The sequence below is a fragment of the Streptomyces sp. NPDC002232 genome (assembly GCF_042890295.1).
Lineage (GTDB): Bacteria > Actinomycetota > Actinomycetes > Streptomycetales > Streptomycetaceae > Streptomyces.
On sequence record NZ_JBIARV010000008.1, the window covers coordinates 183678 to 208814 of the forward strand.

At 73.0% G+C, this 25137-nt stretch carries 24 protein-coding genes; 15 read left to right on the plus strand and 9 right to left on the minus strand.

Annotated elements, in window-relative coordinates:
- Positions 1-34 precede the first annotated feature (34 nt).
- Together ACFYXU_RS34715 and ACFYXU_RS34720 are read left to right on the plus strand one after the other, a co-directional pair.
- Positions 35-220: a hypothetical protein gene (locus ACFYXU_RS34715; RefSeq protein ID WP_389408825.1), complete on the plus strand. Its 186-nt coding sequence runs from the start codon at positions 35-37 to the stop codon at positions 218-220.
- Between the two features lie 283 nt (positions 221-503).
- Positions 504-998, plus strand: coding sequence for a GNAT family N-acetyltransferase (locus ACFYXU_RS34720; RefSeq protein ID WP_376508314.1), 495 nt, complete (start codon positions 504-506; stop codon positions 996-998).
- A 69-nt stretch (positions 999-1067) separates the two neighbouring features.
- Here ACFYXU_RS34720 and ACFYXU_RS34725 read toward each other — a convergent pair whose 3' ends face one another.
- Positions 1068-4370, minus strand: coding sequence for a S41 family peptidase (locus ACFYXU_RS34725; protein WP_389408824.1), 3303 nt, complete (start codon positions 4368-4370; stop codon positions 1068-1070).
- Between the two features lie 164 nt (positions 4371-4534).
- On the opposite strand from ACFYXU_RS34725, the gene ACFYXU_RS34730 reads away from it, so the two are divergent.
- A complete protein-coding gene (locus tag ACFYXU_RS34730; RefSeq protein WP_329853216.1) occupies positions 4535-5107 on the plus strand; it encodes a TetR/AcrR family transcriptional regulator in 573 nt (190 codons plus the stop codon).
- Positions 5108-5221: 114 nt separating this feature from the next.
- Positions 5222-7381 (plus strand): MMPL family transporter, encoded by a 2160-nt coding sequence (locus ACFYXU_RS34735; protein ID WP_376508312.1) that lies wholly within the window; start codon positions 5222-5224, stop codon positions 7379-7381.
- 25 nt (positions 7382-7406) lie between these two features.
- On the opposite strand, the gene ACFYXU_RS34740 is transcribed toward ACFYXU_RS34735, so the two are convergent.
- On the minus strand, positions 7407-7766 hold the full coding sequence (locus tag ACFYXU_RS34740; protein ID WP_376508311.1) for an SsgA family sporulation/cell division regulator: 360 nt from the start codon (positions 7764-7766) through the stop codon (positions 7407-7409).
- A 178-nt stretch (positions 7767-7944) separates the two neighbouring features.
- Here ACFYXU_RS34740 and ACFYXU_RS34745 point away from each other — a divergent pair, with 178 nt between their 5' ends.
- The 6 genes from ACFYXU_RS34745 (at position 7945) to ACFYXU_RS34770 (ending at position 13471) form a co-directional block, all read left to right on the plus strand.
- Entirely contained in the window at positions 7945-8982 is a 1038-nt protein-coding gene (locus ACFYXU_RS34745; protein WP_389461590.1) for an energy-coupling factor ABC transporter permease, read from the plus strand.
- 1 nt (position 8983) lies between these two features.
- Positions 8984-9745: a cobalt ECF transporter T component CbiQ gene (gene cbiQ, locus ACFYXU_RS34750; RefSeq protein WP_376508309.1), complete on the plus strand. Its 762-nt coding sequence runs from the start codon at positions 8984-8986 to the stop codon at positions 9743-9745.
- Positions 9742-10482, plus strand: coding sequence for an energy-coupling factor ABC transporter ATP-binding protein (locus ACFYXU_RS34755; protein ID WP_376508308.1), 741 nt, complete (start codon positions 9742-9744; stop codon positions 10480-10482). The genes cbiQ and ACFYXU_RS34755 overlap by 4 nt, the downstream gene beginning before the upstream one ends.
- Positions 10483-10557: 75 nt before the next feature.
- On the plus strand, positions 10558-11724 hold the full coding sequence (locus ACFYXU_RS34760; protein WP_376508307.1) for a serine hydrolase domain-containing protein: 1167 nt from the start codon (positions 10558-10560) through the stop codon (positions 11722-11724).
- Positions 11725-11883: 159 nt separating this feature from the next.
- Entirely contained in the window at positions 11884-12939 is a 1056-nt protein-coding gene (locus ACFYXU_RS34765; protein ID WP_389461593.1) for an ArsR family transcriptional regulator, read from the plus strand.
- Positions 12940-12964: 25 nt separating this feature from the next.
- The gene (locus ACFYXU_RS34770) at positions 12965-13471 is read left to right on the plus strand and encodes a YbaK/EbsC family protein (RefSeq protein WP_389461595.1); all 507 of its coding nucleotides are present in this window, start codon (positions 12965-12967) and stop codon (positions 13469-13471) included.
- Between the two features lie 10 nt (positions 13472-13481).
- Here the strand turns inward: ACFYXU_RS34770 and ACFYXU_RS34775 are convergent, their stop codons facing one another.
- Positions 13482-14099, minus strand: coding sequence for a LysE family translocator (locus ACFYXU_RS34775; RefSeq protein ID WP_376508304.1), 618 nt, complete (start codon positions 14097-14099; stop codon positions 13482-13484).
- An 82-nt stretch (positions 14100-14181) separates the two neighbouring features.
- Positions 14182-14949 (minus strand): 2OG-Fe dioxygenase family protein, encoded by a 768-nt coding sequence (locus ACFYXU_RS34780; protein WP_389461597.1) that lies wholly within the window; start codon positions 14947-14949, stop codon positions 14182-14184.
- 182 nt (positions 14950-15131) lie between these two features.
- Here ACFYXU_RS34780 and ACFYXU_RS34785 point away from each other — a divergent pair, with 182 nt between their 5' ends.
- Positions 15132-15914, plus strand: a complete 783-nt coding sequence (locus tag ACFYXU_RS34785; RefSeq protein WP_329853232.1) for an SDR family oxidoreductase — start codon at positions 15132-15134, stop codon at positions 15912-15914.
- A gap of 15 nt (positions 15915-15929) precedes the next feature.
- Here ACFYXU_RS34785 and ACFYXU_RS34790 read toward each other — a convergent pair whose 3' ends face one another.
- Positions 15930-16814 (minus strand): NAD(P)-dependent oxidoreductase, encoded by an 885-nt coding sequence (locus ACFYXU_RS34790; RefSeq protein WP_389408819.1) that lies wholly within the window; start codon positions 16812-16814, stop codon positions 15930-15932.
- 125 nt (positions 16815-16939) lie between these two features.
- Between ACFYXU_RS34790 and ACFYXU_RS34795 the strand changes: the two genes are divergently transcribed.
- Entirely contained in the window at positions 16940-17512 is a 573-nt protein-coding gene (locus ACFYXU_RS34795) for a TetR/AcrR family transcriptional regulator (protein WP_376508301.1), read from the plus strand.
- 87 nt (positions 17513-17599) lie between these two features.
- Here ACFYXU_RS34795 and ACFYXU_RS34800 read toward each other — a convergent pair whose 3' ends face one another.
- Together ACFYXU_RS34800 and ACFYXU_RS34805 are read right to left on the minus strand one after the other, a co-directional pair.
- Positions 17600-18097 (minus strand): YbaK/EbsC family protein, encoded by a 498-nt coding sequence (locus ACFYXU_RS34800; RefSeq protein ID WP_376508300.1) that lies wholly within the window; start codon positions 18095-18097, stop codon positions 17600-17602.
- Positions 18098-18152: 55 nt separating this feature from the next.
- Entirely contained in the window at positions 18153-19790 is a 1638-nt protein-coding gene (locus ACFYXU_RS34805; RefSeq protein WP_389461600.1) for a penicillin-binding transpeptidase domain-containing protein, read from the minus strand.
- Between the two features lie 153 nt (positions 19791-19943).
- Here ACFYXU_RS34805 and ACFYXU_RS34810 point away from each other — a divergent pair, with 153 nt between their 5' ends.
- On the plus strand, positions 19944-20339 hold the full coding sequence (locus tag ACFYXU_RS34810; protein ID WP_376508298.1) for a hypothetical protein: 396 nt from the start codon (positions 19944-19946) through the stop codon (positions 20337-20339).
- 58 nt (positions 20340-20397) lie between these two features.
- Here ACFYXU_RS34810 and ACFYXU_RS34815 read toward each other — a convergent pair whose 3' ends face one another.
- Both ACFYXU_RS34815 and ACFYXU_RS34820 read right to left on the minus strand, forming a co-directional pair.
- Positions 20398-21717 (minus strand): tachylectin-related carbohydrate-binding protein, encoded by a 1320-nt coding sequence (locus ACFYXU_RS34815; RefSeq protein ID WP_389461602.1) that lies wholly within the window; start codon positions 21715-21717, stop codon positions 20398-20400.
- A gap of 139 nt (positions 21718-21856) precedes the next feature.
- Positions 21857-23611: a dolichyl-phosphate-mannose--protein mannosyltransferase gene (locus ACFYXU_RS34820; protein WP_384824825.1), complete on the minus strand. Its 1755-nt coding sequence runs from the start codon at positions 23609-23611 to the stop codon at positions 21857-21859.
- A gap of 52 nt (positions 23612-23663) precedes the next feature.
- Here ACFYXU_RS34820 and rsmI point away from each other — a divergent pair, with 52 nt between their 5' ends.
- Both rsmI and ACFYXU_RS34830 read left to right on the plus strand, forming a co-directional pair.
- Positions 23664-24551 (plus strand): 16S rRNA (cytidine(1402)-2'-O)-methyltransferase, encoded by an 888-nt coding sequence (gene rsmI / locus ACFYXU_RS34825; protein WP_376508291.1) that lies wholly within the window; start codon positions 23664-23666, stop codon positions 24549-24551.
- Between the two features lie 138 nt (positions 24552-24689).
- Positions 24690-25106: a hypothetical protein gene (locus ACFYXU_RS34830; RefSeq protein WP_329853242.1), complete on the plus strand. Its 417-nt coding sequence runs from the start codon at positions 24690-24692 to the stop codon at positions 25104-25106.
- Positions 25107-25137 lie beyond the last annotated feature (31 nt).

Below are 25137 nucleotides of genomic sequence, written 5' to 3' on the forward strand. Positions count from 1 at the left end.
CCGGCCCCTCACACCCCTCTAGGAGTGAACCCTCATGGGCATGAAGGACCAGTTCAAGGACAAGGCGGATCAGCTCAAGGAGCAGGCCAGGCAGGCCTCGGGCAAGGCCAAGGACGAGGCGTCCGAGCGCGCCTCCCAGGGCCGGGGCCGCTCCGAGGAGGACACCCGCCGGGCCCAGCAGGAGGCCCAGGACCGCATGAACCAGGACTACGACGCCTGACGTCGGCCCGTCCTTGACGAAGGCGCACCCGGGACGCCGGGTGCGCCTTCGCGCGCGTCCGGCCCCGGGTCCTTCGCGCGCCCGGGTCTTCGCGCGCGTCCGGCGCCGGGTCCCTGCCGCGCCCGGATCCCTTCCCGCGCCCGATCCCTTCCCGCGCCCGGACCTCGGCCCGCGCCCGGCCCCCGGCCCTCGCCTTCGGGCCCGTCCGGTGGCCGTGCCCGGATTCGGATCTCGTCCGGTATCTCCCGCGCGCCCGCGCCCGGATCTTCGTACCGTGATCGGCATGGCCGTACTCGAGCGACTCCGCCCCGATCACGCACCCGCCCTGCTCCTCTTCGAGCGGGAGAACCGGGCCTACTTCGCCGCGCGCGTGCCCGACCGGGGGGACGCCTACTTCGACGCCTTCGCCGAGCGGCACCGGGCGCTGCTCGACGAGCAGGAGACCGGCGCGATCGTCTTCCACGTCCTGGTGGCGGAGGGCGGGGAGGTCATCGGCCGGTTCAACCTGGTGGACGTCGCCGACGGGAGCGCCGAGCTCGGCTACCGGGTGGCCGAGCGGGCCACCGGGCGCGGGGTGGCGACGGCCGGGGTGCGGGAGCTGTGCCGGCTGGCCCGCGAGGAGTACGGGCTCAGCCGGCTCACCGCCGCCACGACCCTCGACAACGCGGGGTCGAGGACCGTGCTCGGCCGGGTCGGGTTCGGCGCGGTCGGGAGCGTCACGCTCGACGGCGGCGCGCCCGGCACCGCCTACGAGCTGGACCTCGCGCTGACCTCCTAGGGAGCGCTAGGGCGTGTCGTCGAACTCCCGTCTGCCCTCCGTGCGACGACGGGAGTGTGACGACACGCCCTAGCCCTCGGGCCGCGGCGGCAGTTTCGGGCGGGAGCGGTCCGGGAGGGACTCGTAGCCCGGGGGGCTCGCCGCCGGGGTCTCGTCGAGCAGGGCGAGGGCGACGTGGACCGCGTCGTCGAGCTGGGCGTGCCGGCCCTCGGCCCAGTCGAGGGGGGTGCGCAGGACCGCCAGGTCGGGTTCGACGCCGTGGTTCTCCAGGGACCAGCCGTACTCGGGGAACCAGGCCGCGTTCATCGGGACCGTGATCTGGGTGCCGTCGCCGAGCCGGTGGCGGCCGGTCATGCCGACGACCCCGCCCCAGGTGCGCTGCCCGACGACCGGGCCGAGGCCGAGGAGCTTGAAGGCGGCGGTGATCATGTCGCCGTCGGAGGAGGTGGCCTCGTCGGCGAGGGCGACCACGGGGCCGCGCGGGGCGTTGGAGGCGTAGCTGACGGGCTGGGCGTTCCGCGTGAGGTCCCAGCCCAGGATCTTGCGGGTCAGCTTCTCCACGACGAGTTCGCTGATGTTGCCGCCGGCGTTGCCTCGCACGTCGACGATGAGGGCCGGCCGGGAGACCTCCATCCGCAGGTCGCGGTTGAACTGGGCCCAGCCGGAGCCGCCCATGTCGGGGATGTGCAGGTAGCCGCAGCGGCCGCCGCTGATCTCCCGTACCACCGCGCGCCGTTTGGCGACCCAGTCCTGGTAGCGCAGGGGCCGTTCGTCGACGAGCGGGACGACGGCGACGCGGCGGGCCCGGCCCTCGCCCTCGGCGGGGGTGAAGGTGAGCTCGACGGTGGTGCCGCCGGTGCCGGAGAGCAGCGGGTAGGGCCCGGCGACCGGGTCCACGGGCCGGCCGTCGACGTGGGTGAGGACGGCGCCCTCGCGGATGCCGGTGCCGGCGAGCGGGGAGCGGGCCTTGGAGTCGGAGGAGTCGCCGGGGAGGATGCGGCGGACCGTCCAGCCGGCCTCGCGGGGCACGAGGTTGACCCCGAGCAGGCCCATCGGCCGCTGGTAGTGCGGCGGGCCCTCGTTGCGGCGGGCGGGGGTGACGTAGGCGTGCGAGGTGCCCAGTTCGCCCATGACCTCGCGGAGCAGGTCGGCGAACTCGTCGGGGGACGCGACCCGTTCGACGAGGGGCCGGTACTGGTCGAGGACGGCCGTCCAGTCGACCCCGCCCATGCCGGGCTCCCAGAAGTAGGCGCGGACGATCCGGCCGGCCTCGTCGAAGGCCTGGCGCCACTCGGCGCCCGGGTCGATCTCGTGCAGGATGCGCCGCAGGTCCAGGTAGACGGTGGAGTCGCCGTCGCCGGACTCGGTGGCGGGCACGGCCCGCAGTTCGAAGTCGTCGGCGACGACGAGCCGGGTGCCGTCGCCGCTGACCGCGAACCAGTCGAGGTCCTTGGCGAGTTCGCTCTTGCGGGCCTTGGTGATGGAGAAGTGCTCCAGGGTGGGCTTGCCCGAGGTGTCGGTCGGGTTGGCGAAGGTCTCGCCGAGCGCGCCCGAGATCGGCCAGCGCAGCCAGACCAGGCCGCCGCCGCTGACGGGGTGCAGCGCCGAGTACTTGGAGGCGGAGACCGGGAAGGGCGTGACGCGGTCGGACAGGCCCTCGATCTCGACGGTGACGGTGCCGTCGGCGGCCTCCGTGTCGTCGTCGGCGGGGTCGAGCCCGCCGGCCGCCGGCCGCCCGTCGGGAAGCAGCGCGAACGGGGACGGCGTGGCGGAGGAGAGCGGGACGAGGTAGGGGCGGCAGCCGAGCGGGAAGGACAGGTCGCCGGTGTGCACGTCGTACACCGGGTCGAAGCCCCGCCAGGAGAGGAAGGCGAGGTAGCGGCCGTCCCGGGTGAAGACCGGGTTCTCGTCCTCGAAGCGGCCGTTGGTGACGTCGACGACGGTGCGGGCGCCGGGGCCGGAGATCCGGGCCATCTTGATGGAGCGCAGGGAGCGGCCGATGCCCGGGTGGGACCAGGTCAGCCAGTCGCCGTCGGGGGAGAAGGCCAGGTCGCGGACGGGCCCGTTGACGGACCGGATCAGCTCGGTGACCTCGCCGTTGGACTCCTCGGTCGCGTCGAGGAGGAGGAGCCGGCCGTCGTGGGAGGCGATCGCGAGCCGCTCGCCGTCCGGGTCGGACACCAGCTCCTCGACGCGGCCGAGGTCGCCCGAGGCGAGTCGGCGGGGCGGCCGGTCGCCGCTGGCGCGCGGCAGGTAGGCGACCTCGACGGCGTCCTCGCCCTCGGCGTCGGTGACGTACGCGACCTGGCCGCCGCTGCCGAGCATCTCGGGCAGCCGGACCCGGACGCCGGGGGTGTCGATGATGGTGCGGGCGGGACCGTCGCGGTGCGTCAGCCAGTACAGGCTGCCGCGCACGGAGACGGCGGAGGCCCGGCCCGTCTCGTCGACGGAGACCGCGTCGACGTGGTGGGCGGCCGGCACCTGGTAGGAGCGCCGGCCGACGCGCTGACCGCCGAGGCGGACCGCCAGCCTGCGGGGGCGGGAGTCGGCGGTGAGGGCGTCGACGACCCACAGGTCGCCCGCGCACTGGTAGACGACCCGGTGTCCGTCCGTGGAGGCATGCCGGGCGTAGAAGTCGTCGTGGTCGGTGTGGCGGCGCAGGTCGGTGCCGTCGGGCCGGCAGGAGTAGAGGTTGCCGACGCCCTCGTGGTCGGAGAGGAAGGCGACGCGCCCGCCGACGGCCATGGGGGCGTCGAGGTGGCCGCCGATGCCGGGCAGCAGGCGTTCCCCGTGGAGCCAGAGGCGGCCGGTGGCGCCGCCCAGGTAGCGCTTCCAGGCGGCCGGTTCGTGCGGCGGCTTCCCGGTGAGGAGGAGGCTGCGGCGCTCGCCGTCCTGTCCGGTGATCGTGGTGTCGTCGGTGACCGCTATGTCCGAGACGGGGCCCCAGGGCAGGCGGAGGCCGGGGGAGCCGTCGGTGGGGACGGTGTAGGCCCAGGAGTAGTACGAGAAGGGCTGCCCGTGCGAGGAGACGGCGAGGATGTCGGAGCGGCCGTCCTTGTCGGGGGGCGTCCAGCCGCAGACCCGGGTGTCGGTGGAGCCCCAGTGGGTGAGGCGCCGGGCGGGGCCGCCGTCGATGGGGACGAGGTGGATCTCGGGGTCGAGGCTGCGCCAGTTCGTGTAGGCGATGTGGCGCCCGTCCGGCGAGAAGCGCGGGTGGCCGACCCGGGTCCGGTCGACGGTGAGGCGCCAGGCCCGGCCGGGGCGGTGGCCCTCGGGGACGAGCGGGGCGAGCCACAGGTCGTCCTCGGCGGCGAAGCACAGCAGGTCCTCGTGGAGGTGCGGAAAGCGGAGATACGCGACGTCGTCACTCACCCGTTCATGCTTTCCGCGCGGAGGGGGCGCGGCAACTCGTACACGCATGCGGACGTCCGCGGGAGTGTGGCCCAGGACACGTACGAAACGGTTTCGTTTCGCTGGGGGGCTGGGTATATCGTTGTGGTGTACGAAACCGTTTCGTTCGGATCGGAGCCCCGGCCATGGCACGCAGCAGACTCACTCCCGAGCGGGAGTCCGAGCTGTACGCGGCCGTGCTCGACCTCCTCCGCGAGGTCGGCTACGACGCCCTCACCATGGACGCCGTCGCCGCCCGCACCCACTCCAGCAAGGCCACCCTCTACCGCCAGTGGGGGAGCAAGCCCGAGCTGGTCGCCCGGGCCATGCGGCACAACAAGCCGGTCGACATCGCCGACATCGACACCGGATCCCTGCGGGGCGACATCCAGGAGATGCTCGCCCTCACGGACGACTGCCAGATGGACAAGGACGCCGCGCTGATGCGGGGTCTCGCCCATGCCGTCCACACCCACCCCGAACTGCACCGCGCGCTGCGCGAGCTGCTCATCGAACCCGAGATGAACGGCCTCGACGAAGTGCTGCAACGAGCGGTCCGCAGGGGGGAGATCGACGCCGGGAACCCGGCGCTCAAGCTCGTCCCGCACATGCTGATCGGCGCGTTCATCGCCCGCCCCCTGATCGAGGATCAGCCGGTCGACCGCGCCTTCCTCAGCGCCTACTTCGACGCCGTCGTGCTCCCCTCACTCGGCGCCTGAAGCACCGGAGGCACCGGCCTCCGCAGCCCCACCTCTGCACCTGACGACGAACCGCTCACGCCGTCGGGCCGGCTCCCCATGCCCTGTCCCGCCCCACACTGGGAGTACGCCCCCGTGGCCACGTTCCTCTACAAGCTGGGCCGCACCGCCTTCCGGCGCCGACGGCTCGTCGCCCTCCTCTGGGTGGCGCTCCTCGCGCTCGCCGGCGTCGGTGCCGCCACCGCGCCCACCGCAACCTCCAGCTCCTTCTCGATCCCCGGCACCGAGGCCCAGCGCGCCTTCGACCTGCTCGAAGAGCGCTTCCCTGGCGCCGGAGCCGACGGGGCCACCGCCCGCGTCGTCTTCCAGGCCCCCGAGGGCGAGAAGATGACCGACCCGGCGCACAAGGCCGTCGTCGAGGAGACCGTCTCCGCGCTGAAGTCCGGCTCCGACCAGATCGTCCAGGTCACCGACCCGTACACCGCGCACGCCGTCTCGCAGAACGGCTCCACCGCCTACGTCTCGGTCTCCTACAAGGTCAACGCCATGGAGCTGACCGACGGGACCCGCGACGCCCTGAAGCAGGCCGGGGAGAACGCGCAGGGCAAGGGCCTGACCGTCGAGGTCGGCGGCGACGCCCTCCAGACCATGCCCGAGCAGGGCGCCAGCGAGGCCATCGGCATCGTCCTCGCGGGCTTCGTCCTGGTCGTCACCTTCGGCTCGCTCGTCGCGGCCGGACTCCCGCTGCTCACCGCCGTCATCGGCGTCGGCATCGGCGTCTCGACGATCACCGCCCTCGCGAACGTCCTGGACCTCGGCACCACCACCTCCACCCTCGCGTCGATGATCGGCCTCGCCGTCGGCATCGACTACGCCCTCTTCATCGTGTCCCGCTACCGCGCGGAGCTCGCCGAGGGCCGGGAGAAGGAGGAGGCCGCCGGACGCGCGGTCGGCACCGCCGGCTCCGCCGTCGTCTTCGCCGGACTCACCGTCGTCATCGCCCTGGTCGGCCTGGCCGTCGTCAACATCCCGATGCTGACGAAGATGGGCTTCGCCGCCGCGGGCACGGTCGCCATCGCGGTCCTCATCGCCCTCACCCTGATCCCGGCGCTGCTCGGCTTCGCCGGCGACAAGGTCGTCAGCCGCAAGCAGCGCAAGGGCACCGCCAAGACCAGCGACAGGCCGAACGGCGGCACCCGCTGGGCCCGCTTCGTGATCCGCCGCCCGCTGATGGTGCTGATCGTCGGCGTCCTCGGCCTCGGTGCGATCGCCGTGCCCGCCGCCTCCCTGGAGATGGGCCTCCCGGACGACGGCGTGAAGCCCACCTCCACCTCCGAGCGCCGGGCGTACGACGCGCTGTCCGACGGCTTCGGACCCGGCTTCAACGGCCCGCTGATGGTCGTCGTCGACGGCGACAAGGCCACCGCCGACCGGACGGTCTCCACGATCAAGGGCCTCGACGGCTGGGCGGCGGTCACCCCCGCCACCCCGAACAAGGCCGGCGACGCCGCGATGATCACCGTGGTCCCGAAGGACCGGCCGTCCTCGACGGCCACCGAGGGGCTGGTCCACGACATCCGCGACGCCACCGGCGACGACGTCCTCGTCACCGGCGCCACCGCGATGAACATCGACTTCTCGCAGAAGATGAACGACGCCCTGGTGCCCTACCTGGCCCTCGTCGTCGGCCTCGCCTTCGTGCTCCTGACCCTGGTCTTCCGCTCGGTCCTCGTCCCGCTGAAGGCGGCCCTCGGCTTCCTGCTCTCGGTGGTCGCGGCCCTCGGCGCGGTCGTCGCGGTCTTCCAGTGGGGCTGGCTCGGCAGCCTCTTCGGGGTGGAGCAGACCGGCCCGATCATGTCGATGATGCCGATCTTCATGGTGGGCGTCGTCTTCGGCCTCGCGATGGACTACGAGGTCTTCCTCGTCACCCGCATGCGGGAGGCGTACGTCCACGGCGAGCGTCCCGGCGAGGCGATCGTGACCGGCTTCCGGCACAGCGCCCGGGTGGTCACCGCCGCCGCGGTGATCATGATCGCGGTCTTCTCCGGCTTCATCGGCATGGACGACCAGATGGTCAAGATGATCGGCTTCGGCCTGGCCGCCGCCGTCCTCTTCGACGCCTTCGTGGTCCGCATGGCGATCGTCCCGGCCGTCCTCGCGCTCCTGGGCCGCAAGGCCTGGTGGCTGCCGAAGTGGCTGGACCGGATCCTGCCGAACGTGGACGTGGAGGGCGAGGCCCTCTCCCGGTCCGCCGAAGGAACCGGCGCCGCGAAGCCGGACCTCGTGAAGGTCTGATCCCGGCTCCGGGCCCCGTGCGCCGTCAGTGCGTCGTCATCGACGTGCTGGCGGCGTACGTGTGCTTGAGGAAGCGGAGCAGGGCCGTGGTGTCGAACTGGACGACGGTGACCCCGTCGTCCGTGTGCAGCTCGACGACCGTCTGGACGCGGCCGCAGGGCCAGACGCCTATGTCGCCGCGCCGGGTCGGGGCGCGCAGGCCGGTCTCCAGGAGGGCCCTCGGGAAGGACCACTCGACGGCGCCGGGGAAGCCGAGGCGGACCGTGGCGGGGGAGTGATCGGGGTCGTAGCGGAGGGACACCGGGACCGGGCGGGAGAGCGGGGCGTCGCTGATGATCCGCCCCTTGGCGTGGTCGTCGACGATGTGGTCGTGCGGGCCGGCCATCGGAGGCTCCTCACATTTGTCCTCTTATCGACTAATGGTTCCACTTCTTCCCGCCGGAGGCGCGTCGCATGCGCGTCCGGTGACCGGTGTGCGCGGAGTCACGTGCCGCCGTGCGCCGCCGTTCTGTGACCGATGCGCTCTTGCAAGCTCTTCGCAGGAGCGCTCTATCATTCCGGACGTGCATGTACCTGACGGATTCATCAACGCCCCCGTATCGGCCGCCGCCGGTGTCGTCGCCGCCGGCGCCGTCGCCGTCGGCCTGCGCGGAGCCCGCCGCGAACTGGACGAGCGGACGGCACCGCTCGCCGGTCTCGTCGCGGCCTTCATCTTCGCCGTCCAGATGCTGAACTTCCCGGTCGCCGCGGGGACCAGCGGACACCTCCTCGGCGGAGCGCTCGCCGCGATCCTGGTCGGCCCCTGGACCGGCATCCTGTGCATCGCCGTGGTCCTGCTCATGCAGGGCATCCTCTTCGCCGACGGCGGCCTCACCGCCCTCGGCGTGAACATCACGGTGATGGGCGTCGTCACCGTCGTCGTCGCCTACGCGATCTTCCGCGGCCTCGTCCTCGTCCTGCCGCGCACCCGGCGCTCCGTGACCGTGGCCTCCTTCGCCGCCGCGCTCGTCTCCGTGCCGGCCGCGGCCACCGCCTTCACCCTGATCTACGCGATCGGCGGCACCACCGACGTCCCCGTCTCCAAGGTCCTCACGGCCATGGTCGGCGTGCACGTCCTGATCGGCATCGGGGAGGCCGTCATCACCATGCTGACCGTCGGCGCCGTGATCGCCGTCCGCCCCGACCTGGTCCACGGCGCCCGCGGCCTGACCGCGCCGCTCAAGCTCCGCGTCGACGGCGCACTGGTCGACGCCGCCCCGGCCCCCGCCCCGGCCCCGGCCCCGGCCGCCGGCGTCTCCCCGAAGAAGCTGTGGGCCGGCGGCCTGGTCACCGCCCTCCTCCTCGCCGGCTTCGTCTCCTTCTACGCCTCCGCCAGCCCCGACGGCCTGGAGAAGGTCGCCGCCGACAAGGGCATCGACGCCAAGGTCGAGGACCACGCAGCCGCCGACTCCCCGCTCGCCGACTACGGCGTCAAGGGCATCGAGGCCCCCCGGCTCTCCGGCGGCCTGGCCGGCGTCATCGGCGTCGGCGCCACCCTGGCCGTCGGCTCCGGCGCCTTCTGGGTCGTCCGCCGCCGCAAGACCGCCGCCCAGGAGGCGTGACATGGGTGCGGGGCACGCGCACAAGCTCTACCGGGACGGGCGGTCGCCCGTCCACGGGCTGCCCCCGCACACCAAACTCGTCGCCGTCCTCGGCTTCGTCGTGGTCGTCGTCTCGACGCCCCGCGAGGCCGTCTGGGCCTTCGCCCTCTACGCGGCGCTCCTCGCGGGCGTCGCGGCGAAGGCCCGGATCCCGGCCGGCTTCCTGCTCAAGCGGCTGGTCATCGAGGTCCCGTTCGTCGCGTTCGCCCTCCTCATGCCCTTCGTGGTGCCCGGCGAGCGGACCACCTTCCTCGGGATCCAGCTGAGCGTCCCCGGCCTGTGGGGCGCCTGGAACGTCCTCGCCAAGGGCACCCTCGGCGTCGCCGCCTCCGTGCTCCTCGCCTCCACCACCGAACTGCGGGCCCTGATCCTCGGCCTCCAGCGGCTGAAGCTCCCGCCGCTGCTCGTCCAGATCGCCTCGTTCATGATCCGGTACGGCGACGTCATCACCGACGAGATGCGCCGCATGTCCGTCGCCCGCCGCTCCCGCGGCTTCGAGGCCCGGGGCGTCCGCCACTGGGGCGTCCTCGCCAAGTCCGCGGGCGCGCTCTTCATCCGCTCCTACGAGCGCGGCGAACGCGTCCACCTCGCCATGGTCAGCCGCGGCTACACCGGCACCATGCCGGTCATCGACGAGGTCACCGCCAGCCGCGCCCAGTGGGCGTACGCCGCCGCCCTGCCGCTCACCGCACTCCTGATCTGCCTCCTGGGATGGACCCTATGACCGCCTCTCTGGACGTGCGCGGCCTCGCGTACGCGTACCCCGACGGCCACCAGGCCCTCTTCGGAGTGGACCTGACCGTCGGACGCGGCGAGCGGGTCGCCCTCCTCGGCCCCAACGGCGCCGGCAAGACCACCCTCGTGCTCCACCTCAACGGCATCCTCACCGGCGGCGCGGGCACCGTCACCGTCGCCGGGCTGCCGGTCGGCAAGCAGCACATGGCCGAGATCCGCCGCAGGGTCGGCATCGTCTTCCAGGACCCCGACGACCAGCTCTTCATGCCGACCGTCCGCGAGGACGTGGCCTTCGGACCGGCCGCCGCCGGGCTCCGGGGCGCCGAGCTCGACGCCGTCGTCCGCGGCGCCCTCGAACGGGTCGGCATGGCGGAGTTCGCCGACCGGCCCCCGCACCACCTCTCCTTCGGCCAGCGCCGCCGGGTCGCCGTCGCCACCGTCCTCGCCATGGAGCCGGAGATCCTCGTCCTGGACGAGCCGTCCTCCAACCTGGACCCGGCCTCCCGCCGCGAGCTCGCCGACATCCTCCGGACGCTCGACGTCACCGTCCTGATGGTCACCCACGACCTGCCCTACGCCCTGGAGCTCTGCCCGCGCTCGGTCGTCCTCAGCGAGGGCGTCATCGCCGCCGACGGGCCGACCGCCACGATCCTCGGCGACGAGGACCTGATGGCCCGGCACCGCCTGGAGCTGCCCTTCGGCTTCGTCCCGGGCTCGGTGGCCTGAGCCGCCCCCGGAATCCGCCACTCGGCGACCGCGTTGCACCATGGAGGGTCGGATCGGCGAGTGAGGAGCGGGGACGTGGACGTCCAGGGCACGGTGGCGGCGGGCTGGGAGCCCGTCAGGGACGCGTTCCTGCGCAACTTCGAGCAGCGGGGCGAGCGCGGCGCGGCCGTCGCCGTCCACCACGACGGCGAGAAGGTCGTCGACCTGTGGGCGGGCACGAAGGACGTCGACGGCACGGAGCCCTGGACGGCGGGCACCGCCCAGGTCGTCCGCTCGGCCACCAAGGGCGTCGCCGCCGCCGTGCCGCTGCTCCTGCACCAGCGCGGACAGCTCGACCTGGACGCCCCCGTCGCCGTCTACTGGCCCGCGTTCAAGGCCCACGGCAAGGAGCGGGTGACCGTACGGCAGCTCCTCGCGCACCGGGCCGGAGTGCCCGTCCTCGACCGGCCCCTCAGCCTCGCCGAGGCGGTCGACCTGCCGACGGCGACGGCCGCGACGGCCGCGCAGGCCCCCGTCTGGGAGCCCGGCACCGCGCACGGCTACCACGCCCACACCTTCAGCTGGCTCCTCTCCGGACTCGTCCAGGGGGCCACCGGGCGCACCGTCGGCCGCTGGGTCGCCGAGGAGATCGCCGGACCCCTCGGCCTCGACCTGTGGATCGGCCTGCCCGCCGCCGAGGCGCACCGGGCCGGCCGGCTCGGGCCCGTCGAGGAGATCGACCCGCCCGGCGGCGGCGCGCTCCGGCTCCGCCCCAAGCGCTCCGTCACCGAGGCCTACCAGGACCCGGCGTCGCTCACCCGGCGCGCCTTCGGCGTCATCGACCCCAAGCCCGACGAGAACGACCCCGTCTACCGGGCCGCCGAACTCCCCGGCTCGGCGGGCGTCGCCACCGCCCGCTCCCTGGCCCGGTTCTACGCCGCCACCCTCGGGCCCGTCGACGGGGCCGAGCGCCTCTTCGCCCCGGCGACGGTCACGCTGGCCCGCACGGAGGAGTCGGCGGGTCCGGACCGGGTCCTCCTGGTCGGCACCCGCTTCGGCCTCGGCCACATGCTGCACGGCCCGGCGTCCCCACTGCTCGGACCCACCTCCTTCGGCCACCCCGGCCGGGGCGGCTCCCTCGGCTTCGCCGATCCGGAGTCCGGCATCGCCTTCGGGTACGTCACCAACGGCATGCGCAGGACGGTCACGGCCGACCCGCGCGCCCAGGCACTCGTCCGGGCGGTGCGCTCCGCCCTGGGGTGAGAACCCGCCCCGCAGGCCGAAAACGCCCTCTGACCGGCCGAAAAACATGTCCCCGCAGGGGACTTGACATTGTGCGCGGAAGTCGGGGAGTTCCCCGGCCACCTGGCCGATACCGTGTGGCCGCTCCCCTGACCGAGGGAGCGGGCGCGGGGGTGCGTGGTGATCGAGATTCCGCTGCGGCGGTCCGGATACGGAACGGTCCGGCTCGCCGAAAGCCGGCTCTGGGAGACGTACGGCAGCATCGGGCTGCTCTCCACCGGGCGCGGTCTCGCGCCCTGGCCGTACGCCCGCTGGGACCGGGCGGCCCGCCGCTCGCTGACCCGCGCCGACGTGACCGTCCCGGGCTGGCTCGTCCATCTCCACCGCGCCCGGGGCGGCGTCCTCCCCTCGTTCCTCCTCGTCGTCCCGTGCCCCACCCGGGGCGACCTCGCGGCCGACCTCGCCGCGCTCGCCGCCGTCCCCGCGGCCCGCGTCCGGGAGGAACTGGAGCAGTGGTTCCCGCAGGGGATCCCCGCCGAGGTGCGCCCCCTGTACGCGGACCCGCCCACCCGCCTCGCCGAGCTGTGCGACGTCCTGCCCCGCTACCGGCGCGCGGCCCTGGCGCCGTACGAGGCGTCCCTGCGCGTCGCCACGGAGGAGGACATCCTGCTGCGCGCCCGGATCCTCGCCACGCAGGGCCCGGAGCGGCTGCTCGGCTCCCTGCGCGGGCTCCGGCTCTCGCGGCACGGCGACGTCCTGCGGCTGCACGGGGCCGGGACGCCCGGCCGCACCGCCGTGGCGGACGTCTCGCGACTCGTCCTCGTCCCCCTGGTGTTCGGCAGGGGAGCCCCGTACGCCGCGACCGCGCCCGACGGCACCACGGCCGTCGCCTACCGCGCCGAGGGAGCCGCCGCGCTCCTCGGGGAGACGCGACCGCCCGGCCGAAGGGACACCGGCGCGGAGCCCGGCCCCGGGGACCGGCTGGAGATCCTGCTCGGCCGCAGCCGGGCCGGCGTCGTCCGCGGCCTCGTCGCCCCCACCACCACCTCGGACCTGGCCGCCGCCCTCGGGCTCGCCCCGAGCACGGTCTCCGAGCACCTCGCCGCCCTCGTCGCCGCGGGCGTGGTGCGCCGCCGCAGGGAGGGCGTACGGGTGCTCTACGAGCTGGACGGCCCGGGTGTCGCGCTGCTCCGGCACATGGACGACAGGCGTAGGGTCAACGCACCCGACACGTAAACCAGTTGAAAGCAGGAGGAACCGAATGAGCACGGACGGTACGGGCGTTGCACACGACACCTACGAGAAGCTGCTCGCCCTGCTGGACGAGCGCGGCGCGTCCTACCGGGTGATCGAGCACGCCCCCGAGGGCGCCACCGAGGCGGTCAGCGCGCTGCGGGGCCACGCCCTCGACCGGGCGGCCAAGTGCATCATCGCCATGGTGAAGATCGGCAAGAAGGAGAAGCGCTTCGCGCTCGTCGTCGTCCCGGGCGACCGGCGCATCGACCTGAACGCGGTGAAGGCGCTGTACGGCGGCACGTACGTCTCCTTCGCCTCCCCGGAGATCGCGGAGGAGCTCGCCGGCTCGCGGAGCGGCACGATCCTCCCCTTCTCCTTCGACGAGCGGCTCGAACTGATCGTGGACCCGGACCTGCTCGTCCACCCCGAGTTCTTCTTCAACGCGGCCCGGCTCGACCGCTCGCTCGCCCTCTCCGTCGAGGATTACCGGACGATCGCCGAGCCGCGCGTGGAACGGGTCTCGACCGTCTGACGCCCGGCCGTCAGGCGACGGCAGGCGTCAGGGCGAGCACCATCCCGAGCCCGACGAGCACGGTCCCGATCACCTTGTTCAGCACGCTCTGCCGCCGCAGCAGCCGGGTGCGCAGGGACTGCTGGGAGAAGAGCACGGCCGCCAGCGCGAACCAGACCAGGTGCGCGAACGACATGAAGAGGCCGTAGCCGACCTGCTGGAAGACCGGGGTGTCGGCGCTGACGACCTGGGTGTACGTGCTCAGCACGAAGAGCATGGTCTTGGGGTTGAGCGCGTTCGTCAGGAAGCCGGTGCGCAGCGCCCCCGCCTTCGACAGGCCGGCGTCGTCCGACAGGTCGATGTCCACCTGGGCCTTGGTGACGAACGTCTTGTACCCGATGTACACCAGGTACGCGGCGCCGATCAGTTTCATCGCGGTGAAAAGCATCGGGGTCCGGGAAACCAGGAGTCCCACGCCCAGCATGGTGTAGGTGACGTGGACGAGAACACCCAGCGCAATACCGACGGCGGCGAGAACGCCGGCGGTCCGCCCGTACAGATAGCTGTTCCGCACGGTCATCGCGAAGTCCGCACCGGGACTGATGACTGCCAGAATGGTGATGACCGCTACGGCGATTAGCTGACCCATTTTCCCGTCTTCTCACTCGGGTGGTGAAAGGGCGCGGGCGCGCCGTCGTGGCCGCCCCCGCGCCGGACCGTCCTCCGGACGCCTACGGCTTGTGACGGTAGGTGATCACCAGCACGTCGCGCGAGGCCGGGGAGGCGGGGTCCACCTGCTCGATGGGCGTGACGCCGTGGTAGACCCGCTCGTCGTTGACGAGCGCCACGTCGAGCGGGTCGGTGAGCGAGAACTTCTCCACCGGCCGCTGGTCCAGGTCGAAGACGGTGGACTCGCCGCCGATGGCGTTCGAGCGGCCGATCATCGCCATCAGGACGAAGGTCACGCCGTCGCGGTGGACGCCCTCGGGGGTCGGCAGGCCGACCTCCTCGCCGTCGACCTCGATGCGGAACTGGTGGGCCTCGATGTGCCAGCCCGAGTACGGGGCGAGCCGGCCGAAGATGTCGCAGCCCAGCGTCAGGAGGCTGTCCATCGTGCGGCCGCGCAGGATCTGGTCCTCGAACGGCTCGTAGTGCCGGGCCACGCCGCCGTTGAGGTTGTTGTAGTCGAGGCCCTGGTAGTGCGGCTGGTGGTCCTCGAAGCGGTAGTCGGCGCTCGCCCGCGGCGCGCTCAGCGTCGCGTGCCGGCGGCGGCGGTAGCGGCCGCCGTCCGCCATGTAGCCGTCGAGCGGCATCCGGGACCAGCTGTCCCGGAAGGGCTCCAGGTCGTCGAGCGCGCTCTCCGAGCGCCGCAGGAGCAGCGACCTCACCTTCTCGCCGGAGATCAGGTCGAAGCTCCGGGAGGAGAGCGATTCGACGATCTCCTCGACACCGGACTCGTACGACGCGTGCGACGCGGACGCCTGCTGCTGGGCAGCCATTTCTTCCCCCTGGGTCAAAAATTGTTCGTCGGCGGGACCGATCGTGTTGTTCCGCCGCCGTGCGTGTCAAAGACTTTCGGCCCTGGCCGAATGGCCTTGAGTCCGCGCTCTCTTGCCATTCGTCCATGAATTCCGTGAACAATGTGTTGCGAAAAGGTTTCACGGGATGCTGGGATCGGCCCATGGATCTCACGAGGCGTTTCGACGGATACGCGGCACTGGTCACGGGCGCGGCGCGCGGCATCGGCGCGGCCACCGCCCGGCGGCTGGCGGCGGAGGGCGCGCGGGTCCTCGTCACCGACATCGACGAGGCGGCGGCCCGGGAGACGGCGGGGCGGCTGCCGGGAGCGGAGGCGCTGCGCTGCGACGTCGGCGACCAGGAGTCGGTGGACGGGGCCGTCGCGCACGCCGTACGGGCCTTCGGCCGCCTCGACGTCCTGGTGAACAACGCCCTCGCCCCCGTCGCCGCCGACCGGGACCGCTTCGAGGACGAACCCGACGAGGGCTGGACCGGCCAGCTCGGCGTCACGCTGATGGGCGCCGTGCGCTGCTCCCGGGCGGCGCTGCCGCACCTCGCGGCGGCCGGCGGGCGCGGGGCGATCGTGACGATCGGCTCCGTCAACGCGGAGGCGGACTTCGGCGGCCACGCGTACAGCGCCGCCAAGGCGGGCCTCGCGTCCCTCACCCGCACCCTGGCGGGCGACGCGGGGCCGCGCGGGGTCCGGGTCAACCAGATCAACCCGGGCACGATCGCGACCTCGGCCTGGGAGGGCCGGGAGGCCGACCTCGCCGCCCTGGCCACCCGGGTCTACCCCCTGGGCCGCGTCGGCACCCCCGAGGACGTCGCGGCGGCGGTGGCCTTCCTGGCCTCCGCGGACGCCGCCTGGATCACGGGCACGACCCTCCGCGTGGACGGCGGCCTGCTCGCGGTGAACACCCACTTCGCGGAGGTGCTGAACCCGTAGCGGGTGTTCCGACGCTCAGGCCGCGGGCTTCTTCATCAGCTCCAGGAGCGAGGAGAAGCTGTCCGTCGCGTGCCCGGCGTCCATGCCGCGCCGGAACAGCTCGACCACGGCGGCCGGCAGCGTGGTGTCGACGCCCGCGTCCGCGTGGGTGTGCAGGACGTGCTCGACGCTGGCCGTCCCCATGGCGAGCCGGTCCACGTCGCCGTCGTGCCGCGCGCCGTCGACGCGCTCGGTGTAGAAGCCGAGGAAGCCGGGGAGCGAGTTCGCCGTCTCCACGGCGTGCGGCAGGATGTCCGCCGCCTTCAGGCCGTTGGCGTCGGCGAGGGCCACGGCCTGCCAGTAGCTCAGCATCGAGGTCCAGAACATGGTCATGCCGATCTGGTACATCAGCGCGGCGAGCCCCGGGTCCTCGCCCCGGTGGTCGGTCCGGCCGGTGAGGACCTCCAGGGCGGGCCGGTGCGCCTCGAAGGCGTGCAGCGGACCGCTGTAGAAGGTCGACGACTCGGCCCGGCCGATGCCGGAGGGCGGCACGGTCACGCCGCCGGTCAGCTGGACGGCTCCGCGCTCGGCGGCCCAGCGGGCGGCGGCCCGGGCCTTCTCGGGGGTGTCGGAGCTGAGGTTCACCAGGACCCGGCCGGACAGCGCGCTCTCGGCGGGGCCGAGCGTGGCGTACACGGCGTCGTAGTCGGTGAGGCTCAGGATCACCAGCTCGTTGGCGGCGAGTGCCTGCCGGACGTCCGCCGCGAGGGTCGCCCCGCGGGTGACCAGGGCGTCCGCGCGGGACGCGGTGCGGTTCCAGACGGTGACGTCGTAACCCCGGTCGAGGTAGGCACCGGCCATGGCCCGGCCCATGGGGCCGAGGCCGATGACGGTGACGGAGGGGCGGGTGGTGCTGGGCATGACGGTCTCCACTCTTCGTGAGCGACGGGGGAAGTGCTAAAACGACCGCTCTATTTAGCGCGTGGTGAGAACGTAGCACGGTTCTAGAACGAGCGCTCTACTTAGTCGCCGGATAGAGTGGGCGCATGCAGACCAGCACACGGGACCGGATCGTCGTCGCCGCCGCGCGACTTCTCCAGCGGCAGGGCTATGTCGGTACGGGCATCAAGCAGATCGCCCAGGAGGCCCAGGCCACCCTCGGCTCCGTCTACCACTTCTTCCCGGGCGGGAAGGAGACCGTCGCCGTCGCCGCGATCCGGCACAGCAGCGAGGAGTTCGCGGACCTCCTGCGGACGGCGCTGGACAGCGAGGAGGACCCGGCGGACGCGATCGTGGCCTGCGCCGGGCGACTCGCGGAGGAGCTGCGGGAGTCGGGCTGGATCGACGGCTGCCCCGTCACCGCGGCGGCCCTGGAGACGCTGGGCACCGAGTCGGAGATCCAGCGGGCGTGCGGCGACGCCCTGCGCGACTGGCAGGCGCTGGTCCACGACAAGCTGCTGCGCGGCGGCTTCTCCGCCGAGAGCGCCCGGGAGCTGGCGAGCGTCGTGATCTCGGCCCTGGAGGGCGCGGAGGTCACCGCCCAGGTGGCCCGCAGCGAGGAGCCCCTCCAGGTGGCGGGCCGCCAACTCGCCCGCCTGATCCGGGCGTCCGAGCGGTAAGGGCCGGCGGCCGGTCGGCGACCGCCGCCTGCCGGCAGGTGTCCTCGTGGTCCGCGTCCGTCCGGCGTCCCTCGTGGGTGGGTGTCGTCAGTCCGAGGTCTCGCGGACGTCGGCCAGGGTGGCGCCCGCGTGGTCGATCAGGGTCTTCGGGTCCGTCGCGAAGACCGTGTGCGGGGTGCCCGCCGCCGCCCACACCACAGCGTGCTCCAGCACGCCCCGGTCGGCGATGACCCGGGTGCGGGTGCGGTGGCCGAAGGGCGGGACGCCCCCGATCGCGTACCCCGTCGCCTCCCGGACCGCCTTCGCGTCCGCGCGCGTCACCTTCGCCGCGCCCAGCTCCTGGCGGACCCGCTCGACGTCCACCCGCGAGGCGCCGTCCATCAGGACGAGCACCGGCTCCCCGTCGGCCGCGAAGATCAGCGACTTCACGATCTCGGCGACCTCGCAGCCGATGGCCTCGGCGGCCTGGAGAGCGGTGCGGGTCTCGTCCGGGAAGCGGCGGATCTCGACGTCGAGACCCAGCTCCCGCAGGGCGGCGGCGAACCGGGGGTGGGCGGCGGACGCGGTGTCCTCGTCGGTCGTCATGGCCCGCACGCTAGCGGTCGGCGCACGGGCGGCGCGACGGCGTTCCGGCCCGTGGTCACCCGGCCTTCAGGACCCGCGCGACGACCGGGCCCGCCGCGTCGCCGCCGTGGCCGCCGGCCTGGACGACGGCCGCCGCGGCGAGGTCGCCGGAGTAGCCGGTGAACCAGCTGTTGGACGTGGCCTGGCCGTCTATCTCGGCGGAGCCGGTCTTGGCGCCCTTGGGGGACGGGACCCCGCTCATCGCGCCCGTGGCGGTGCCGTCGGAGCGGGTCGCCGCCGCCGTCATCATCCGGCGCAGCCCGCGCGCGACCTCGCCGGGGAGCGGCTCCGCCTCGGCGAAGTCACGGTCGTCGAGCTCCCTCGCCACCAGGTACGGCTGGAGGAAGCCGCCGTTCTTCGCGGTCGCGGAGAGCGAGGCCACGTTCAGGGCGCTCATCGCGATCCTGCCCTGGCCGATGTACGAGGCGGAGGTCTCGTTCCCGGCCGACTCGGGCACGGAGCCGTCCCAGGCCCCGACGCCGATGTTCCACTCCTGGCCGATGCCGAACCAGCGCCGGGCGGTCGCGCCGAGCGCGGTGTCCGCGATCTTCTGGTCGGCGAGGGGGCCGATCGCCTTGATGAAGGCGGTGTTGCAGGAGCGGCTGAAGGCGTCGGTGAGCGTGGCGCCGGAGATGCTGAAGTCCTTCAGGTTGTGGAAGGTCCGGCCCCTCGACAGCACCTCGGAGGGGCACTCGACCTTGTCGCCCGGCCCGGCCACGCCGTGCTCCATCATCATCGCCGCCGTGACGATCTTCATCGTCGAGCCGGGCGCCTGCTGGCCCTGGAGCGCGGTGTTGAACTCGGTGGCCGGGTTGTTCGCGACCGCCCGGATCGCCCCCGTCGACGGCTCGACCGCGGCCACCGCGGCCTGCCCGAACCCCTTGACCGCCTTCTCCGCCGCCGCCTGGACGCCCGCGTCGATGGTGGTCCGCAGCGTGCCCGGCTTCCCCTTCCGCAGCACGAGGAGCGGGGTGTCGGGGAGGCTCTCGCTGCCCGAGTCGATCCAGGTCTCGACGCCCGCGGTGCCGTCGACCCTCGCCCCGTACCGCCTGCGCAGCTCGGCCAGGACCGGCCCGAGCGAGGGGTACTTCGCCGCCGTCAGCTCCACGCCGTCGTGGTCCACGGCCTTCACCTCGGCGGTCTTCGCGACGCCGGTGCGCAGGGCGCCGGCCGCGGTCAGCTTCGGGTGGAGCACGCTCGGCTGCCACTTCACGAGCGGGCGGCCGGTGGTCTCGCCGCGCACCACGGTGAGTTCGGAGGCGTACGACCAGTCCTTGGAGACGTCCTCGTAGGTGATCGTGGCCTTCACCGTGAACGGCACCTTCGCGCCGACCGGCGTCCCCGGCGTGATGACCGCCTTCGAGACCTTCCCGCCCTCGCGGTAGGCGGCGACCGAGGTCCCGGCCGTGACCGGGTCGTTCGTCAGCTGTCCCGCCCGCTCGGGCTCCCCGGCGGCCCAGGCGGCCAGGAAGTCCTTCGCGGTGGTGGTGACCTCGTCGGGGGTGACGGGCCCCGTTCTCGGCGCGGCCTCGGAGCGCGTCCCGGTCTCGCCGCCCGTCACCCCGGTCCACAGGTTGTAGCCGCCGTATCCGACTCCGCCCGCCACCACGGCGAACACGCCCCCGACGATCGCGACCTTGGCCCCACTGCGCATGGCTGCGCCTCCCCTCCCCCGGTGGACCGTCGAGTCAAGCAGTCAGGACGTTCGGGTGTCGAGCACCTGTCGTCACATCCGTCAAACCTGCCCCGGCTGTTCCCGGTTACGATACTTTGAACGCGTTCAAGTCTGCGGGATCGGGGGCGGGGCATGCACGTCGACACGCGACACGGTGTCCATCCATGGCAGTTCGGTCTGGCGCTGCTCGCCGTGATGACCCCCGTGGTCCCGGCGCTGGCGTGGGTGGACGACGGCTTCGTCGCCCTGCCCCTCTTCCTCGGGACCGCCGCGGTGACCGCCGTCCCGCTCCTCTTCCACGGCCGACCCGCGGGCTTCGCCCTGGCCGCCTGGGCCGTCTCGCTGCCGCTGCTCGCGTGGAGCTTCCTCGGCGCCCTGGCGGGGATGTTCGTCTTCTTCCCCTCGGTGCTCCAGCTGTGGCTGGCCTCCGCCGCGGATCCGCGCGAGCGGCCGAGGGCGGCGGGGGTGATGACCGGCGCGGGTCTCGTCCTGTCGGTGCTCCAGGTGGGGCGCCTCATGGTCGGCTGAGGACGAGGAGGGCGCGACCACCGGCCGCGCCCTCTCGCCCCGTGCCGGTCGGCCGGTCTCAGAACATCAGGTTGTACGTGTTCCAGCCGCCGCCGACGAGGGTCCGGGCCGAGCCGGGGACGAGCTCGCCGGGGTACCTGAGCGTGCCCTGGTAGGCCCAGAGCTTCCCGGCGGCGTCCCGTGCGACGAGGTCGGAGTGCGCGTCACGGCCGAGTTCGGCGGTGCCCACGACGGCCGTGTACGTGTTCCACCCGCCGCCGACGCGCCGGCGCTGCTCGAAGGGCGGCGAGGGGACGGGACCCCGGACGTCGTACTTCCACAGCACGCCGTCCTTGTCGCGGGCCAGGACCCCGTCCCTGGAGCCCGACATGGTCAGGGCGGTGTACGTGTTCCAGCCGCCGCCCACCCGCTGCCGCGGTCCGTACGGGACGTCGTACCTCCGCTCGTAGCGCCACAGCACGCCGTCCCGGTCCCGGGCGACCAGACCGCCGTCACCGACGCCGACGAGTGCCGTGTACGCGTTCCAGCCGCCGCCGATCCGCCGTCGCGGGGCGAAGGGGGCGGAGGGCCTGCCGGTGCCCTCGTAGTACCAGAGGACCCCGGCCCTGTCGCGGGCGACGAGGTCGCCGCGGCCGTCCGCCGTGGGGGTCGTGATCGGGACGACGGCGGTGTAGGCGTTCCACCCGCCGCCGACCCGCTTGCGCGGGGCGAACGGCCGGGAGACGTCGCCCGTGCCCTCGTACCGCCACAGCACGCCGTCCTTGTCCCGGGCGTGGACGGCGCCGCGCTGACTCGCGTAGGGCGTTCCGGCGACGAAGTCGAGACCGAGCGTGCCCTCGGCCACGGTCCTGCCCGTGCTGTCCGTCAGTCCGACCAGGACGCGCGGGTGGCCCAGGACGACCGCGCTCCGGTCGGCGTCCAGGGTGATCGTGTAGGTGAGGGTGGCGGCGGCCGGCACCTCGGGAAGGTCGAGGGAGGGCCGCACGGGGGGATCCGGCAGGGACGGAGGGAAGTAGGGCATGTTCCACGCGCACGCGCCGTACGAGACGCCGTTGACCGCGCAGGTGGAGCGAATCACGTCCTCGCTCACCGGCGAGCCGCCCGGAACCTCCGCCAGCCAGGTGTCCAGCTCGAAGGACGCGGACACCGGCCCCTGGACGCCCGCCGGCAGCGTGGCCGTGAACCGCAGGGTCACCGGTCCTTCCTCGCCCGCCGGGACGGTCAGCCGGCCACCCTCCTGGACGACCGTCCCGGGCTCGGCGGCCGCCCCGGCGACGGCCGCCGGGGACGCGGCGAACGCCGCCGGCCCCCCGAACGTCACCGGCGCCAGGGACGCGGCCAACGCCGCCGCCACCACGGCCGTACGCACACGCGTCACGGAAACCTCCTCGCCCCGGATACGGGACCCCAGATGCCACCGGAGACGCGGAAACGCCCCCCTCTTGCACCCGTTGGACCCCGCGACGGCGCGAAGGGTTGTACGGCCCCCGGAAACCGACCCGGATCCGGCTTCCCCGCTACACCCAGGTGTCCAGCCACATCCGGTTTCTCCACTGGTCCAGTGGAATGGGGGTGCCGGTGTAGATGGGCCAGAAGTAGATGAAATTCCAGACGATGAGCAGGACGAGACATCCCGCCGCCACCGCGCCGAATGTCCGGCGTCTTTCCGATGAACCGCGGGGGCCGATGATGGCACCCAGCATCATGGCCACCGCCAGGCACAGGAAAGGCACGAAGACGACCGCGTAGAAAAGGAAGATGGTGCGTTCCTGGTAAAGGAACCAGGGGAGCCAGCCGGCCGCGATGCCGCAGGCGATCGCGCCCGCCCGCCAGTCGCGGCGGAAGGCCCAGCGCCACAGGACGTACAGGATCGCGAAGCACGCGGCCCACCACAGGAGCGGGGTGCCGAGGGCCAGGACCTCCTGGGCGCACTTCTCGGTCGCGTCGGCCGGGCAGCCCTTCGTGCCGGGGGCGGGGGACTCGTAGAAGTACGAGACCGGGCGGCCGAGCACGATCCAGGACCAGGGGTTCGACTGGTAGGTGTGCGGCGAGGTGAGGCCGACGTGGAAGGTGTACACCTCCGACTCGTAGTGCCACAGGCTGCGCAGCCAGTCCGGCAGCCAGCCCCAGGTGCCGCCGCCGACCGCCTTGTCGTGGTCCTCGGCCCAGTGCCGGAAGTAGCCCTTGTCGCTGACCAGCCAGCCCGTCCAGGTCGCCAGGTACGTGGCCACGGCCACCGGCACCACCGACACGAACGCCGGGACGAGGTCCTTCCTGATCACCGCCGCGTACGGGCGGACCGCGCCGGCCGTCCGGCGCCCGCCGACGTCCCACAGGACGGTGAGCAGGCCGAACGCGACCATCACGTACAGGCCGTTCCACTTGGTCGCCGCCGCGAGGCCCAGGGAGACGCCCGCCGCGATCCGCCACGGGCGCCAGCCCAGGCGCAGGGTCTCCGCGATCTCCGCGTCGGGCCGCAGCACCCCCTCCTCGTCCTCGGGGAGGGCGGCGGCGAGCCGCTTCCTGGTGCGGTCCCGGTCGAGGACGAGACAGCCGAAGGCGGCCAGCACGAAGAACATCAGCACCTGGTCGAGCAGCGCGGTGCGGCTCATCACGAAGTGCAGTCCGTCGACGGCCAGGAGCAGGCCCGCCAGACAGCCCAGGAACGTCGAGCGGAACAGACGGCGGCCGATCCGGCACAGCATCAGCACGGAGAGCGTGCCGAGCAGCGCCACCATGAACCGCCAGCCGAAGGGCTCGAAGCCGAAGAGCTTCTCCCCGACGCCGATCACCCATTTGCCCATCGGCGGGTGGACGACGTACCCGGGATCGGTCGGCACCAGGACCGAGCCGGGGTCGGTGAGGATCGTCTTGTCGATGTCCTTCGGCCAGGCCCCCTCGTACCCCTGGTTGATCAGCGCCCAGGAGTCCTTGGCGTAGTACGTCTCGTCGAATATCACCGCGTGCGGCTTGCCCAGGTTCCAGAACCGCAGCAGGCCCGCCACCGCCGTGACCAGCAGCGGACCGCCCCAGGCCAGCAGGCGCCAGAGCCGCTCCGCCCGGTCGGGGCCGATGCCGAGGAGCGACCAGGTCCGCGCGGACGGCCGGGTGTACGGGGGGACGAGCCGGTCGCGCAGCCCGATCGGCGCGGCGTCCGGGGCGGGCGGCGTGTAGCCGAAGCGCCGCAGCCGTCGCTGCCAGGAAGAGGGCTCTGCCACGGGCGCCGCCACGGGGTGCTGGCCCTCCAGGGCCTCGGGTGCGGTACTGGTCACCGCGCCATCGTAGGGAACGCGCCTGTGCGCGTCGCCTGTCCGGGCTGGGAGGATGTCCCGTGTGACAGGAACGCTGGTACTCGCAGGGACCCCCATCGGCGACATCGCGGACGCCCCGCCCCGCCTCGCCACCGAGCTGGAGAGCGCGGACATCGTGGCCGCCGAGGACACCCGGAGGCTGCGCGGCCTCACCCGGGCGCTCGGCATCCACACCTCGGGCCGGGTCGTGTCGTACTTCGAGGGCAACGAGTCGGCCCGTACGCCGGAGCTGGTCGAGGCGCTGGTCGGCGGCGCGCGCGTGCTGCTCGTGACCGACGCGGGCATGCCGTCCGTCTCGGACCCCGGCTACCGGCTCGTCGCCGCGGCCGTCGAGCAGGACATCAAGGTGACGGCCGTCCCCGGCCCGTCCGCCGTGCTCACCGCGCTGGCCCTCTCCGGTCTCCCCGTGGACCGCTTCTGCTTCGAGGGCTTCCTGCCGAGGAAGGCCGGCGAGCGCCTCGGACGGCTCCGCGAGGTCGCCGGCGAGCGGCGGACCCTCGTCTACTTCGAGGCCCCGCACCGGCTCGACGACACCCTCGCCGCGATGGCCGAGGTGTTCGGCGCCGACCGCAGGGCCGCCGTCTGCCGCGAGCTGACCAAGACGTACGAGGAGGTCAAGCGGGGCGCGCTGGGCGAGCTCGCCGAGTGGGCGAAGGACGGCGTGCGCGGCGAGATCACCGTCGTCGTCGAGGGCGCCCCGGAGACCGGCCCCGCCGAACTCGACGCCGAGGAGCTGGTGCGCAGGGTGCGGGTGCGCGAGGAGGCGGGGGAGCGCCGCAAGGAGGCGATCGCCGCCGTCGCGGCGGAGGCGGGTCTTCCCAAGCGGGAGGTGTTCGATGCCGTGGTCGCGGCAAAGAATGCGGACGCGTCGGGCCCCGGAAAGGGTAAAGGACTAATCTGAAAGGCAAAGCCGAACCCGGCGCCGGGACTCTTCGCGGGGCGCTTGGCAAGGGAAGGGCCAAAAGCCTTCCATGGTTCGTCCGCCGCTGATGCGCTCCGGCCGGAAAAGGCGTCCACTGATCAGTGGAGAGGAGCTGGCATGAGCGAGATCACCGGCACCGGCATATCCGTCGCCCATGAGGCGTACGCCTTCGCCTGCATGCGCTGTGGATACGGCTGGGAGCAGGCGTACGACATCGAGCACCACGTCGACGCCGCCGGCCAGGAATTCGTCGTCTACAAGGCCGACGGGGAGCGGGTACCGTCCCCGCTGTCCAGTCCCACCTGCATGAACTGCGGCGGCCACGTCGTCCGCATCATGCGCGCGGGGCAGGTTTCGTCGGTGCTCGACCTGATCGCCGCGACCGAGAAGCACCGGCACGGGGCGCGGTCGACGAAGCCCGTCGGGCCGGCCGGACCGATCGGCCAGGAGCTGACCGAGGACACCCCCGAGAAGCCGCCGGTGCCGCACCACTGGCACCTGTCGGACCTCTTCCACCGCAGGCGTCACCCGTAGATCACCGGCATCCACCGGTAACCCCGAGCGG